The organism is Psychrobacillus sp. FSL K6-1415 (assembly GCF_038003185.1).
Lineage (GTDB): Bacteria > Bacillota > Bacilli > Bacillales_A > Planococcaceae > Psychrobacillus > Psychrobacillus psychrodurans.
Window position 1 is genome coordinate 2,010,548 of record NZ_JBBOOQ010000001.1, and the last position, 13,053, is coordinate 2,023,600.

Below are 13,053 nucleotides of genomic sequence, written 5' to 3' on the forward strand. Positions count from 1 at the left end.
AGCGTCCGCTTAAACAGAAACCAGCGGTATTAATCATTCTTTCCAGTCCAATGATGCCAGTGTTCACGAGACATTTTATATATATACTTTGTTATGATTTGAGTCCTTGCATGTCTTTTGCAGAGGTATCTCTAAACGGAGCTAGGGCTTTTAGTGTATATCTGGCAATTACTAAACCAATTGCTGTAATTCCTTCTGCTAGTGGGAAGGCAAGCCAAATGTAATCACTTCCTACATAGGTTGGTAATAACCATAAAAGTGGTAAAAAAAGCACAATACTTCTAGCAATGATTATAATAGAAGAAAGTTTAATCTTCTTAATCGCTTGGTAATATTCGGCGTATACTAAATTAAAACCTAAAAATAAATAACCAATGAAAAACATGGAAATGCCTGTCTTCGTGTAAGTAAACACTTCTTCAGAGGTAACTCCAAATAACGAAATAATCACATCTCCGAACAACAACCCGACTAGTAATATACAAGCACCGAATAAAATCCCTGTTATCACACCTAATCTCAAGAATTGCTGTAGACGAGCATATAACTTCGCACCGTAGTGAAAGCTAACAATAGGTTGAAGTGCCGCCCCAATCCCAATAAATAGCATGATGAAAACGGCATGTAAATAATTCACAACTGCATACGAAGTAACACCAACTGCTCCAACAAAATGCATAAACGTAACATTATACGCAATAATTGTCATCGCTACAGAACCTTCTACTATAAAACTTGGCAAGCCAATCTTTAATATCTCAATAACTGTCTTTAGCTCAAATTTAAATTTAGTGAATTTCAACATACTATTTTTTCGAGTGAAATGGAGTAGTAAAACGACTAAACCAATAGCGGTTGATATAACAGTTGCATAGGCAGCACCTTCAACACCAAGTTCCATTACAAAAATAAATAAATAATTAAATACAATGTTAAGAACTGAGGTAGTAGCCAGTCCAAGCATAGCAAGTTTTGGATTTCCATCATTTCGTATAAAAATACTTAATATATTTTCAATCACATAAACGACACCAAACACTAGAATGATATGAAGATAATCTTTTACATAAGGGAAAATTTCATCACTTGCACCAAACAAATAAGCGATTTCTTTTTGCTTCCATAAACTTAGTATGACAAGTACACCGACAATGATAACAGCTAGGAAAAAGGATTGTGAAAAGATTGAGCGTGCTTCTTTAATATTACTTTCTCCAAGTGAAATGGAAAATAGTGTTGCTCCCCCCATCCCAATCCAGAGCGAAATAGATAGTAAAATTGAGAATATAGGAACCGCTATATTAATACCTGCAAGGGCTTCGGGACCTATTCCATTACTAACAAAAATGCCGTCGACTAAAATATTGACTGCCATTAATAGCATTCCGAGTGAGGAAGGGATTAGATACGTTAGAAATAATTTTTTAGTTGGGGTATTTCTTAATGTTTCATTCATATTATTCACCTGTTGTTTTGTAGAGTAGAGTTATTCTAGCTGTCCGTTTAAGTTTGTTATATTTTTCACCATAATTCTTTCATTTTTTAGATCGAATTCACCATTGAAATGAAAATCAAATTTTTGGTATAAGTGAATCGCAGATTTATTTTCTTCATATACACTTAAATATATTTGGGTACATGAAAATTCATTGACTAGTTTCTGTATTAATGCATTCAGCATAATAGTTCCATAACCAAAACCTTGGTATCTGGAATCGATTAAAAAACGATCCAACCATACTCGACCATTGTCTGTTTCTTCAGAGAAAAACCCATACATTGCAAATCCGATTAAACACTCGTCAGAATAGAGACCCACTGGTTTATATATAGTGCATTCACGGGCTTCTGCTAAACATTGTTCAGTTGTTTCTATAAAAGAAGCTTGTAACTCTCCGACACTTAACTTTAATATATCTTGAACATTATCTTGCGCTACGTCACGAATGGAAATATTCATGACTATCAAATCCTTTCTTTTTAGTACAAATAGATAGTTTTAAATGGTATAGTTACATCCTAAAGTATCCGGTAACCATACAGTCAAGGGGGAATTAGTAAATGAGCGAGAATTTACGTAAATATTTTACGACAGGTGAATTCGCAAAGTTATGTAACGTGAAAAAACAGACTTTATTTCATTATGATGAAATTGGGCTTCTTTCACCAGAAATCAAAAACGAAAAAGGTTATCGATATTATTCCTATCATCAATTTGATGTTTTTAACGTTATTGAACTCCTCAAAGAGGTGGACATGCCTTTAAAGGAAATTAAACTATTCTTGAACAATAAGACCCCTGACGAATTGATTAAGTTATTAAAAGTGAAGTCATTGGAAATCCAAAAAAAGATAAATAATTTGAACCAAATACAAAAGATAATCGATACAAAGATAGCTCTAACGGAAAATGCACTAAAGTTAGATTTTAAACAAATCAGTCTAGAGATACAGGAAGAGGAGTTATTATTTTTAAGTGACTCTATATTGGATTGTTCTGATCGATCTTTCTTAAAATCTGTCTCCCATTTCATTGATTTTTTATACAAAAATGAACTTGATATTGGTTATCCAATTGGTGCCATGGTAAATAGGGCGAAGCTGATGAAAGAGGATTATGACAATTATTCTTACTTGTACACGAAAACAGAGGCCGATGTAAAAAATATATCATTTTACACGAAACCAAAAGGATTATATGTAGTCGCTTATCATGTTGGGAACGATAAAAATATTTCTAAAACTTATAAAAAAATCATGAAATTTATCGATAAACATCAAATAAAGCTTGGAAGCTATTCGTACGAGGAATATATACTAGATGAAATCTCTGTAAGTGGAAGTGATAATTATGTCACTCAAATATTGGTAGAAGTGGAAGAGATTTAATGTGAGCAGAAATGAATTCATATTTCATATATTTCATGTACAAATAATTTAACAAAAAGAAAAAATATACTTAGAATCGGAAGTGTTCGTGTGATTCATCTCATTTTTGGAGATTCTGCGATTGGTAGCTTAAAACACGCTTTAAGTGAACATAAGCACAAAATAATTGGTTTCCCTATAGACTTTTCTATCGGACCAATTAGAAATGTTTATGAAAACAGCGGTATTAAAAGTTATTTTACTTGGTTGGAAAATTCATACCACACAGTATGGGGTAATTTTGAAGATAACCAAACTATGTATCAACAGTCATTACAAAAATTGGCGGATATAAAGCATGGTGACCAAGTAACGATTTGGACTTGTGAAAATGCTACAGAGCAAATTGGTCTTCGCATCATCTGTAATTTGTTAAAAGAAAAACAAGTTGAAATTAATGTTGTAAATACTTACAATGCAATGAGAGATTATACAGAACGTAAGGAATTGCGTAATGAAATTCGTCATACCGGGGAGTGTAATGCAGAGCAGTTAGCTCATTTTCATGAATTTTCCATTTTTCAGATTTCAGATGGATTGACAAGAACTTTAGAACAGGAGGGGGAAAAACTGCTACAGAGTACAAGCATTGTTCGGTCTTGGAAGTAAGGGGAAATCATCGATGAATTAGAAACAAGAGATGATTCGTTTATAATGGAATGTGTGAGGAAGTTACATAGTGAACGAAAAAATATAGAATTTTTGAATGCAACACGTGTGATAGGTGAAGTGGTTGGTTTATCGGAGCAAGTGGTATCGGATGCATGGATAGAATACCGTGTACGTTCTCTTATTCATTTAGGACAGTTGTCTTATGAGGGAGACCTTCAATCCATGCGTATGTATAAAATAAAAGATATTAAATAATTGTAATACCGAACAATCTAAGCAAAAACATAGAAATAAACCCCATTCTGAGTAGAGAACTCATAGAATAGGGTTGTATTTTAGATTTTATGCCTTTTTGATAAATAAGGACATGACTAATCCAATAATAGCTAGGATTAAGCCAAATATAAACGCATCTTGAACCCCAGCAGTTAATGACATACTAACTGTTTCCGGATCCATTAAATTGGTTGCGTTTTTTAAATAAGCGTTCTGAGAAGTTGACATAATTGTAATTGCAACAGCCGTTCCAATCGCACCAGATACTTGCTGTAATGTATTCATCAAAGCAGTTCCATCAGGATACAGGTTTCTTGGAAGCTGATTAAGTCCATTTGTCTGAGCTGGCATCATAACCATAGACACCCCGATAAATAGAACAGAGTGCATAATAATTACCATAATAATAGAAGTATCAACAGTGATATTGGATAGCATCCACAACATAATAATCATGATGATGAAACCAGGTGCTACAAGACCTCTTGGACCATATTTGTCAAATATTCGCCCAGTCAAAGGAGACATAAAACCATTTAGGACCCCACCTGGTAAAAGTACGAGCCCAGCCGTAAATGCTGCTAATGCAAGTCCTGTTTGTAAGTATAAAGGCAATAGTATCATCGAGGACATGATTACCATAAAGGTAATAAATACACTTAATAAGCCTAGTGTAAACATTGGATATTTTAGAACACGTAAGTCAATCATTGGAACTTCCATTTTGAATTGTCTCATAGAGAACAAAGTCAGTGCGAAAAGACCGACAATAATAGTAACAGTAACTATAGTACTACCCCAACCTTTTTCTCCTGCACTACTAAAGCCATACACAATTCCACCAAAACCAATAGTTGATAAAATAATAGAAAGTATGTCTATTTTAGGTTTCGTTACAGTTGTTACATTTTGCACGAATTTAATTCCAAACAACAAAGCAAGCAGAAGGAATGGTAAGCAAATCCAGAAAATCCAGTGCCAAGTAAGTTTCTCAAGCACAAGACCAGAAATAGTCGGCCCAATTGCTGGTGCAAACATAATCACCAATCCCATGATTCCCATTGTTGCCCCTCTTTTATGAACAGGGAAAATGAGTAAAATGGTATTGAACATTAATGGAAGTAGTAATCCTGTTCCTACTGCTTGTATAACCCGTGATAGCAGTAATACAGTAAAGCTTGGTGCAAGTGCTGCAATAAGTGTTCCAATAATAGAAAATAGCAGAGAAGCTATAAATAATTGTCTTGTAGTGAACCACTGCATGATAAATCCTGAAATAGGTACTAATATCCCTAATGTCAAGAGGTAACCAGTTGTTAGCCATTGGACTGAGGGTGGACTAATATCAAATATTACTATTAAATCTCCTAGTGCCATGTTCAGTGCTGTCTCACTAAATAATCCGACAAACCCTGCAATTAAAAACGAAATTAAGATAGGGGTTGTTTTAAATACTTGTTTTTCTTGTTGTGTTGCTTTTTCAATCATGAACAAATTCCTCCAATTAATGACTACATAGACCGTCCATATAATACATTTTCTGAAGAATTTAAATTAATCTTTTCTTAATAATAATGTAATTTGCTCTTTGGCAACTTCAAGCGGTCTATTACTCTTATTTGTTAAAGATAAAAGAATAGCACCCTCAATCATTAGATTTACCACAAGGGCCAAGTCATTTGACTGAGCTTTGTCATATCCGCATTTAAGTAATTTCTTCCTATAAATTGCTTGCCATTCTTCAAATGCTAAATGACAAGCCATTCGGATTGGTTCACTTGTTGAATAGGTTTCACCAGCAATAGTTCCAATGGGGAACCCTATGTTATCACTTTTTATAATGATTTCGGATAAATGTTGCAAATGTGTTTGAAATGCTTTGATAGGATCTTCAAATTCATCAAACAATGCTTGAATTTCATTTACAACAATTTCTTTAGTATGGTTAATCGCTGCAATCGCTAGTTGTTCCTTCCCCTGTGGAAAGTAATGATAAAGAGATCCTTTTGGAATTCCACTTTCCTCAAGAATGTCTTTAAGTCCTACTCCATAGTAGCCTTTTATCCGAAAAAGCCGTGAAGCAGTTTCAATAAGAATGTCTTTGGAATTATTTTTAGCGGACATTTTAAATCACCTCATAAATTATACCAACCGGTCTATTAGAATAATATAAAGATAAATTTTTCCTTTGTCAAAAGTTATTTATCAAAGGTGTAGTTCTTTTTACCAAATGTGTATATCTTTACAATTATCTAAATGATAAAATGATCTGATAAAGATATATTAGAAAAGGTGATTTCTATGACAACCTATATAAGTCCCCCTAAGCATTTGGAGGAATTAGCTGTTTTCTTAGAGGTTTTAAATAGTGATGATTCCTATCATATTGGTTATTGCGGACAATATAAAAAGGAGATTTACGATACTCTTACAACTGATTTCTCTGATATCGATATAACGAAATCATTTATCGTTGCCTATTCCGAGAACAACATAATTGGAGCTTTAGGATTTGACATTGATGAAGAAAATAAAAGTACAGAGGTATGGGGTCCCTTTATAAAGAATGAGGATGACTATCCTCAGTTGGCAAATGATTTATGGAAAGAATTAGAGGATACCATTCCTTTCAAACTAAACGAGTACCAGTTTTTTGTTAATGAAAAAAATACTTTAGTTAGGAAATTTATTGAAAGTAAAAATGGAGAGGAAAATGGGAATCATCTTATTTTAAGTATAGATAGAAATAGTATCAAGGAAGGACAAAATTTACATATCCAAACTTATGAAAATTCCTTTCAAACGTCATTTAGTGCCCTTCATAAACTAGCCTTTCCAAATACTTATTATAGTAGTAACCAAATCCTTTCAAGAATTAGTGAAGACAATCAATTATTCATCATCCAAGACAATAACGATGTAAAGGGATATGTGTACGTAGAGGCTGTCCCACTTCACGGAGAAGGAGTAATTGAATACATTGCTGTTTCATCAGAGTATCGAGGGCAAGGAATAGCAACTAAGTTAATGGAAGCTGCTCTTCATCATTTATTTTCATATGAAGAAATAGAAGAGATCACTTTAAGTGTGGGGGCAAATAACAAAACTGCAATTGCTCTTTATAAGGCATCAAGATTTCAAATAAAACATGCAATGATTGCATATAAAATAGAAAAGAATTAGTCTGTTCGAAGTTAGTTCTTCATAACTCTTTTCATGCTTGGTATCTCATAATACTTGGCACGATACCGGACATTGCATCATCAAAGGTTTGATAATACATCTTGCGTCTTCCGTAAGTCATACGAGTAATCAACAAAATGAAAAAAAGTTCAAATATAATAAATCCATCATTTAACTCCTTACATTCTAGTATTCTACATTCAATAACAAATACCATAATAGAGAGGGATATTCAATTATGATTAAGGAAATAGAGGAAGCGATTATTTTGAGGAATAATGGCATGAAAAATGAATCAAACGAACTTTTGTTAAAGTTAGTAGAGAAATACCCGAGTAACGCAAGCATCCTCTACCAATGTGGTTGGAGCTTCGACATTTTAGGTGAGGAGACAAAAGCAGTAGCATTCTATGAAAAAGCAATAGATCTCGGCCTCCCAAATGATGAAATGGAAGGGGCCATTATAGGATTGGGGAGCACATACAGAGCACTCGGTGATTATGAGAAATCGAAAAGAGTATTCATACGAGGAATCGAACTATTTCCAAATAATAAAGCTATTCAAGTTTTCTATGCCATCACTTTATACAATCTTAGCGACCATTCAAATGCCACCGAATTATTATTAGAGGTACTATTGGAAACGACTGAAGATAAACAAATTCTTGAATATGAAAGAGCATTAAAATTTTACTCTAAGCATCTTGATGACGTTTGGAACTAAGCTAGAGAGTGACAAGTATTTATACATAAACGGTTTATATACTTCTTTGCATAGGATATTGAGTATTTATAATTCTATTATTCTTAAGTGTATACGATTTATTTTAGCTTTAGTTGTCAATTTATCCCTAAATGATATACATCTTAAGGCTTAGAGAACTTCCCATCTCAAGACCATAGGAAATGGTATTTATTTCTTTATAATGAAATGTAAGAGGTAAACAAATGGAGGTTACAGTAGTGAGTTTAAAAAAGATTGGTATTATAGCAATAATAGTTGTAGTTTTAGGAGCAGCTATAAACGTAGGGATGAATATTGCAGGTGGGTTTATCAAAAATACAGAAAAAATTGAGTTAGCGGAAGAGTTCTCGCGGATAGATATTACAGGGGACAACACGGCTATTGAAGTAGTTCGAACATCTGCTTCTAACGGCAAAGTTGAGTTTATAAGTAAAAAAAGCTCAAGCAATAAATTAAATGCATACGTGGAAGGTGATACTCTTCATGTAGAAATGAAAAAGAAGCTATTTAATGTCTTCGACTTTGGATTCAGTTTTTCCGGCAACAAAATTATCGTATCAGTTCCAGATGAAAAATACGATGAGCTGACAACGGAGACTAGCAATGGTCAAATTTTCGTACAGGAACTACAATTTGAAAACATCGAAATTGAGTCGAATAACGGAAAAATCGTATTAGAGGATTTGGAAAGTAAGATGGTCAATGTAAAAACAAACAATGGGAAGATTGATCTTCATCATGTGACCGGAGATATACAAGCGGAGTCAGATAATGGTCAAATTTCAATGGTTACCGATAATCTAGATCGATCAATTACTTTAGAAACGAATAATGGACTTGTTGATATTCGTACAACATCTGAACCTAAGAATGCAACAATACAAGCGGAAATAGATAATGGAAGAATCGATATATTTGGTTCTTCGAATGAAAAGACCGTTTTTGGTAATGGAGAGAATAAGATTAGTATAAATACTGATAATGGAATAATTTCTTTGAAAAAGGGAAATTAATAAAGAAATACAAGCAATATATTGACGAGTGCGTTAATCTTTGTTAAATTATTTCTTATATCATTTGCGAAGAGAAAATTCTAGTAGAAGAAAAACTCGTCCTTAATGGGCGAGTTTTTTTATGGAAGAAAGGAGCAGTCATATGTTGAAAAACCTAATTGTAATTGTGGGCTCCTTTGTAATAGCTTTTGCATTTAATGCATTCTTAGTACCTCATGAAATTTTAAGCAGTGGAATAAGTGGTATAGCTATTTTATTAGGAATTATAACTCCTTTTGACACAGGTATACTTAACTTTATTATGAACGTACCTCTATTAATATTAGGGTATTACAAGCTTGGAAAAGAAATTACGCTAAATACGCTTGTATGTGTACTATCGTTATCTGTTTTTCTATATATAATTCCAGCGGAGTCTATTTCAGATAATATATTGCTATCTGCTATATTTGGTGGAGCTATAGGTGGCCTTGGAATAGGTCTTATTATGAAATACTCAGGAACTTCTGGTGGAATGGATATAATAGCTATTATTATTTCTCGCTCAAGTAATTTTAGTGTTGGTCTTTTACTTACTGGGATGAATAGTGTAATCGTACTTATTTCTGGAGCCGTATTTAACTGGGAAATTGCATTGTATACATTATTATCGATCTATCTGACTGGAAAAGCGATTGACACACTTTACACGAATCATGAAAAACTAACAATGCAAATAATCACAACTGCTGGGGAACCCATCCGTCAAGAGTTACTAGCAAGTATTTATCGTGGTGTGACAGTTACAGAAGGATATGGTGGCTACACATTGGAGAAAAAACATATTTTAATGATGGTCGTTACTCGATACGAAACAATGCAAATTAAACAAATTGTAAGAAAGCATGATGAGCATGCATTTATAAATATTGTTGAAACTGTTGAAGTCGATGGACACTTTGCTCAGAACTAAAAAAAAGCTGATGTCATAATTTATTTAGACATCAGCTTTTTAATATTCAAATATCTTTCATCATACTATAAAGAAAACAAGTATGAAACCACAGAAATTATGCCAGTTTTTCCACCGGCAAAAGGTACTGTATTAGCCTTTATAAACAAAGCATATAATTATTTTTAGATCGTCCCCTGCAAAATACAGTTGTCTAATGTAAAATGTAGATATAGAGAGAATACATAGGATTAAAGGTGGGGAAATCATGGAGTACACGGATCAGTTCAGTCAAAAAGTAATCGGTGCATTTGGTGCCATTGGAGAAAAATGGCTAGAAGAATTGGATTCAATTGTTCAAAACTATATAAAAAAATGGAACTTAACCTTTGTAGCCCCTGTAGATAATCTATCTTATAATTACGTCGTAAAAGTAAAAGATGCGGAAGATAATCCGTTCATTTTGAAAATCGGTATTCCAAATTACGATTTTAGTAATGAAATAAGAACACTTGAAACTTATGGGGGAAAAGGATGTGTAGCAATAATCAAGTCAGATGCTGAAAACGGGGCAATGTTACTTGAGCATATACTTCCTGGCACGATGCTTACAAAAGTAGAAGAACTAAATTCAATCAGTCACTTTGCGAAGGTTTGGAGTGCTCTTAGGCAATCAGTGAAAAAAAACGCAAACCATCCATCTATAGGCAATTGGATGGAGTCACTAGATCGTTTTCAGGCAACAAATCCAACTAACCAAGGACTTATTTCAGATGATTTTATTTGTCTTGCTAAAACCTATTTTATGGAAATAACTAATTCCTCAAAAGGCAGCGAGCTTCTACATGGTGATCTACATCATGAAAATATTTTATACTCGGATACTCATGGTTGGATAGCAATTGATCCAAAAGGAGTAACTGGCGATCCGTATTTTGATACAACTTCATTCTTAATTAATCAATTGTTTAATAAACCAAATCCAAAAAAGGTACTAGAACAGAGGGTTAACCTGCTTTGTGATGAAATGCAAATGGACAAAAATCGACTTTTAAAAGCAGCAATTGCAATGTCGATTTTATATGCTTGTTGGGGAATAGATGATAATAATTCTGATTGGAAAAATACATATTTATGTGCACAATGGTTTGAAGAGTTCAGAAGTCCAAATTTATTAGATTCTTGACTTGATGCTTCAGCATTTGAAAGGATGAATATGTGCAGAAGTTATGGGTTTTATGGCTAACCATGAATTTTTCAATTTTTTATATGCTGAGATTGTATTAATTGCTGTACTTAAAGGATGGAGTTACTAATAAAATAGAGTCATCGAAATATAAGTTTGTAAATACGGTGTGTATTTACCGAACACAAAAGGACCGAATAATGTTTCAAAGTTATTCGGTCCTTTTGTGTATCCAAAATTTCTTAGGAACTTTTAGTAGCATTGTTCGCCATATTTGGTTTAATGAATTGTTTTGTTATTATTCGATATAACTATAGGAGTTTAAATTTGTCTGGGAATAATGAAGATGTGTTTTAAGTTATAAATTTAGAGTGCAAATTCCCAATTAACTAAATAGTCTAATTATAATAGAGTTTTGCGGCCACAGAAGTAAGTTTCGTACAACAACTCATCAAATCAAAATTAAAAGGCTCTCAATGCGAATTTGAAGCGTCCTAATATTTGGAAGTAAATTAACGCCAAATTGGATTTTTCACGATAAAACACTATAAAATTCAATAAGGTTCCCAAATTCATATTTGGGAACCTTAATTTGTGATAAAATGGGAGTAGAAGAGGTGGAAGCAATGCAAAAAGAATTACCCAAAATAGTAAAAGATTTTTTGGTCTATTTAACGACTATAAAGGGGAAATCTTTACGAACACGAAAAGAGTATGAGTATGACATCACTTTGTTTTTAAGATTTCTAATAGCAGTGGAAAATGATATAGATATATCAAAAATCGATGAAATTTCTATTAAAGATGTAACGATAGATTTTATAAGAGAAATCTCTCTAGAAGATATGTATTTGTTTTTGGAATACTGTGAATTACAGCGTAGTAATAGTGCTGCTTCACGAGCTAGGAAGGCAGCAACACTTAAGTCCTTTTTTAAATATTTGAAAGGGAAAAGAAGAATGTTGGACGAAAATCCAGCGGATGAATTGGAAACGCCGAAAATCGGTAAGAAAAAGCCGATTTATATGGATCAAAAAGAGGCAGAAATATTTATTGCAGGAATAAAAAAAAGTAATCATTACTATCGAAATTATAGCATGATCATGTTCTTATTAAATCTAGGTCTTCGTGTTTCGGAGCTTTGTAGCTTAAACCTTACATCCATTCAGGATAATGTATTGCATGTGATAGGTAAAGGAGATAAAGAACGTACCGTTTTTCTAAACAGAGCTTGTACTGTTTCTCTACATACATATATGGAAAAAGAACGCCAATACATTCAAGATGCATCTACAAATCAAGCGCTATTCCTGTCACAAAAAGGAACTAGACTGACAAGGCAAACAGTAGCAAAAATTATCAAACAAATAAACCAGGATTCTGGTTTAAATAAAGAAAAACTAACTCCGCACAAGTTAAGACATACATCTGCAACTCTTATGTATAAAAGTGGTGCAGACATTAGAAGTCTACAGCATATTTTAGGTCATACTAGTGTATCTACTACACAAATTTATACACATGTGGAAGATAAAGAAATTGAAAGAGTAATAGAAAATAATCCTTTCAACCAATTAGGTTAACATAATATTATTATGTAAACTAAATACAATGGAATTATTTAGTTTCACTTGTAGAAAAATTGCTGAAATAAGACGAAATATGAATAATTTTCATTTTCATTTATAACTTTTTGAAGTAAGAGAATATACTACAATATACGCATACGGTTTCGCTGGTGGAAGAGGGGGGCAATAAAATTTGAAAATAACAGAAATTTATAAAAGGTATTTAAAGGGAGAAAAATTTAAAAGCATTAGTGAAATAAACCTAGGAAAACTGCCTATAAAACATGCAGCAGATTTGGTTGGATCTTCACCTATTATGCAAGAAATAGCCAAAAAACACTCCAAAAGTTTAAAGCACCAAAAAAAATACCCGCTTTGAAGAAAGCGGGTATTTACTAATTATGTTTTTGGAAACACGTCATTCGTTTTACTAATGGTTCTGATTTACTAAGGTAAATCGGTTTAACAATATCACCTGTAATTGTGTTAGCTTTTCTATCTTTTTGTTTTGCACTAAATCGACTTAATTTTTCTGCTGCACGCACTCTAACATCATCTGTATTGATCGGATTTCTGGCACTTACCATATTCATGACTCCTTTTTTCTAGGA

15 protein-coding genes are annotated in these 13,053 nt (G+C 33.0%); 10 read left to right on the forward strand and 5 right to left on the reverse strand.

The window, feature by feature from the left end:
- Window positions 1-91: 91 nt before the first annotated feature.
- Together MKY60_RS09400 and MKY60_RS09405 are read right to left on the reverse strand one after the other, a co-directional pair.
- A complete protein-coding gene (locus MKY60_RS09400; RefSeq protein ID WP_340929598.1) occupies window positions 92-1,456 on the reverse strand; it encodes an MATE family efflux transporter in 1,365 nt (454 codons plus the stop codon).
- Window positions 1,457-1,486: 30 nt separating this feature from the next.
- Window positions 1,487-1,960: a GNAT family N-acetyltransferase gene (locus MKY60_RS09405; RefSeq protein WP_093494818.1), complete on the reverse strand. Its 474-nt coding sequence runs from the start codon at window positions 1,958-1,960 to the stop codon at window positions 1,487-1,489.
- A 101-nt stretch (window positions 1,961-2,061) separates the two neighbouring features.
- On the opposite strand from MKY60_RS09405, the gene MKY60_RS09410 reads away from it, so the two are divergent.
- From MKY60_RS09410 to MKY60_RS09420, 3 genes are all read left to right on the forward strand, one after another.
- The gene (locus tag MKY60_RS09410; protein WP_340929600.1) at window positions 2,062-2,889 is read left to right on the forward strand and encodes a MerR family transcriptional regulator; all 828 of its coding nucleotides are present in this window, start codon (window positions 2,062-2,064) and stop codon (window positions 2,887-2,889) included.
- A 90-nt stretch (window positions 2,890-2,979) separates the two neighbouring features.
- Window positions 2,980-3,537 carry a DUF1835 domain-containing protein gene (locus MKY60_RS09415; RefSeq protein ID WP_340929602.1) on the forward strand — a complete coding sequence of 186 codons (558 nt, stop codon included), beginning with the start codon at window positions 2,980-2,982 and terminating at the stop codon, window positions 3,535-3,537.
- 9 nt (window positions 3,538-3,546) lie between these two features.
- Entirely contained in the window at window positions 3,547-3,795 is a 249-nt protein-coding gene (locus MKY60_RS09420) for a DUF3658 domain-containing protein (protein ID WP_340931084.1), read from the forward strand.
- An 87-nt stretch (window positions 3,796-3,882) separates the two neighbouring features.
- Here the strand turns inward: MKY60_RS09420 and MKY60_RS09425 are convergent, their stop codons facing one another.
- The gene (locus MKY60_RS09425) at window positions 3,883-5,304 is read right to left on the reverse strand and encodes a DHA2 family efflux MFS transporter permease subunit (RefSeq protein ID WP_340929604.1); all 1,422 of its coding nucleotides are present in this window, start codon (window positions 5,302-5,304) and stop codon (window positions 3,883-3,885) included.
- A 66-nt stretch (window positions 5,305-5,370) separates the two neighbouring features.
- On the reverse strand, window positions 5,371-5,940 hold the full coding sequence (locus MKY60_RS09430; protein WP_340929606.1) for a TetR/AcrR family transcriptional regulator: 570 nt from the start codon (window positions 5,938-5,940) through the stop codon (window positions 5,371-5,373).
- Window positions 5,941-6,117: 177 nt separating this feature from the next.
- Here MKY60_RS09430 and MKY60_RS09435 point away from each other — a divergent pair, with 177 nt between their 5' ends.
- The 7 genes from MKY60_RS09435 to MKY60_RS09465 all read left to right on the forward strand — a co-directional run bounded on the left by MKY60_RS09435 (window position 6,118) and on the right by MKY60_RS09465 (window position 12,821).
- The gene (locus MKY60_RS09435) at window positions 6,118-6,999 is read left to right on the forward strand and encodes a GNAT family N-acetyltransferase (protein WP_340929607.1); all 882 of its coding nucleotides are present in this window, start codon (window positions 6,118-6,120) and stop codon (window positions 6,997-6,999) included.
- 238 nt (window positions 7,000-7,237) lie between these two features.
- The gene (locus MKY60_RS09440; protein WP_340929608.1) at window positions 7,238-7,723 is read left to right on the forward strand and encodes a tetratricopeptide repeat protein; all 486 of its coding nucleotides are present in this window, start codon (window positions 7,238-7,240) and stop codon (window positions 7,721-7,723) included.
- A gap of 224 nt (window positions 7,724-7,947) precedes the next feature.
- Window positions 7,948-8,757 carry a DUF4097 family beta strand repeat-containing protein gene (locus MKY60_RS09445; protein ID WP_340929610.1) on the forward strand — a complete coding sequence of 270 codons (810 nt, stop codon included), beginning with the start codon at window positions 7,948-7,950 and terminating at the stop codon, window positions 8,755-8,757.
- A gap of 142 nt (window positions 8,758-8,899) precedes the next feature.
- Window positions 8,900-9,709: a YitT family protein gene (locus tag MKY60_RS09450; RefSeq protein ID WP_241599858.1), complete on the forward strand. Its 810-nt coding sequence runs from the start codon at window positions 8,900-8,902 to the stop codon at window positions 9,707-9,709.
- A gap of 247 nt (window positions 9,710-9,956) precedes the next feature.
- Window positions 9,957-10,874, forward strand: coding sequence for an aminoglycoside phosphotransferase family protein (locus MKY60_RS09455; RefSeq protein ID WP_340929612.1), 918 nt, complete (start codon window positions 9,957-9,959; stop codon window positions 10,872-10,874).
- 626 nt (window positions 10,875-11,500) lie between these two features.
- Window positions 11,501-12,457: a tyrosine-type recombinase/integrase gene (locus MKY60_RS09460; protein ID WP_340929613.1), complete on the forward strand. Its 957-nt coding sequence runs from the start codon at window positions 11,501-11,503 to the stop codon at window positions 12,455-12,457.
- Between the two features lie 178 nt (window positions 12,458-12,635).
- Window positions 12,636-12,821: a hypothetical protein gene (locus MKY60_RS09465; RefSeq protein ID WP_093494832.1), complete on the forward strand. Its 186-nt coding sequence runs from the start codon at window positions 12,636-12,638 to the stop codon at window positions 12,819-12,821.
- A gap of 16 nt (window positions 12,822-12,837) precedes the next feature.
- Here MKY60_RS09465 and MKY60_RS09470 read toward each other — a convergent pair whose 3' ends face one another.
- Complete coding sequence (locus MKY60_RS09470; RefSeq protein WP_340929614.1) at window positions 12,838-13,029, reverse strand: hypothetical protein; 192 nt, start codon at window positions 13,027-13,029, stop codon at window positions 12,838-12,840.
- Window positions 13,030-13,053 lie beyond the last annotated feature (24 nt).

Bases quoted from the DNA above. Each gene is read 5' to 3' on its own strand.
- MKY60_RS09400 (WP_340929598.1), bottom strand. From the start codon at position 1,456: ATGAATGAAACATTAAGAAATACCCCAACTAAAAAATTATTTCTAACG.
- MKY60_RS09405 (WP_093494818.1), bottom strand. From the start codon at position 1,960: ATGAATATTTCCATTCGTGACGTAGCGCAAGATAATGTTCAAGATATA.
- MKY60_RS09410 (WP_340929600.1), top strand. From the start codon at position 2,062: ATGAGCGAGAATTTACGTAAATATTTTACGACAGGTGAATTCGCAAAG.
- MKY60_RS09425 (WP_340929604.1), bottom strand. From the start codon at position 5,304: ATGATTGAAAAAGCAACACAACAAGAAAAACAAGTATTTAAAACAACC.
- MKY60_RS09430 (WP_340929606.1), bottom strand. From the start codon at position 5,940: ATGTCCGCTAAAAATAATTCCAAAGACATTCTTATTGAAACTGCTTCA.
- MKY60_RS09435 (WP_340929607.1), top strand. From the start codon at position 6,118: ATGACAACCTATATAAGTCCCCCTAAGCATTTGGAGGAATTAGCTGTT.
- MKY60_RS09440 (WP_340929608.1), top strand. From the start codon at position 7,238: ATGATTAAGGAAATAGAGGAAGCGATTATTTTGAGGAATAATGGCATG.
- MKY60_RS09445 (WP_340929610.1), top strand. From the start codon at position 7,948: ATGGAGGTTACAGTAGTGAGTTTAAAAAAGATTGGTATTATAGCAATA.
- MKY60_RS09450 (WP_241599858.1), top strand. From the start codon at position 8,900: ATGTTGAAAAACCTAATTGTAATTGTGGGCTCCTTTGTAATAGCTTTT.
- MKY60_RS09455 (WP_340929612.1), top strand. From the start codon at position 9,957: ATGGAGTACACGGATCAGTTCAGTCAAAAAGTAATCGGTGCATTTGGT.
- MKY60_RS09460 (WP_340929613.1), top strand. From the start codon at position 11,501: ATGCAAAAAGAATTACCCAAAATAGTAAAAGATTTTTTGGTCTATTTA.
- MKY60_RS09470 (WP_340929614.1), bottom strand. From the start codon at position 13,029: ATGGTAAGTGCCAGAAATCCGATCAATACAGATGATGTTAGAGTGCGT.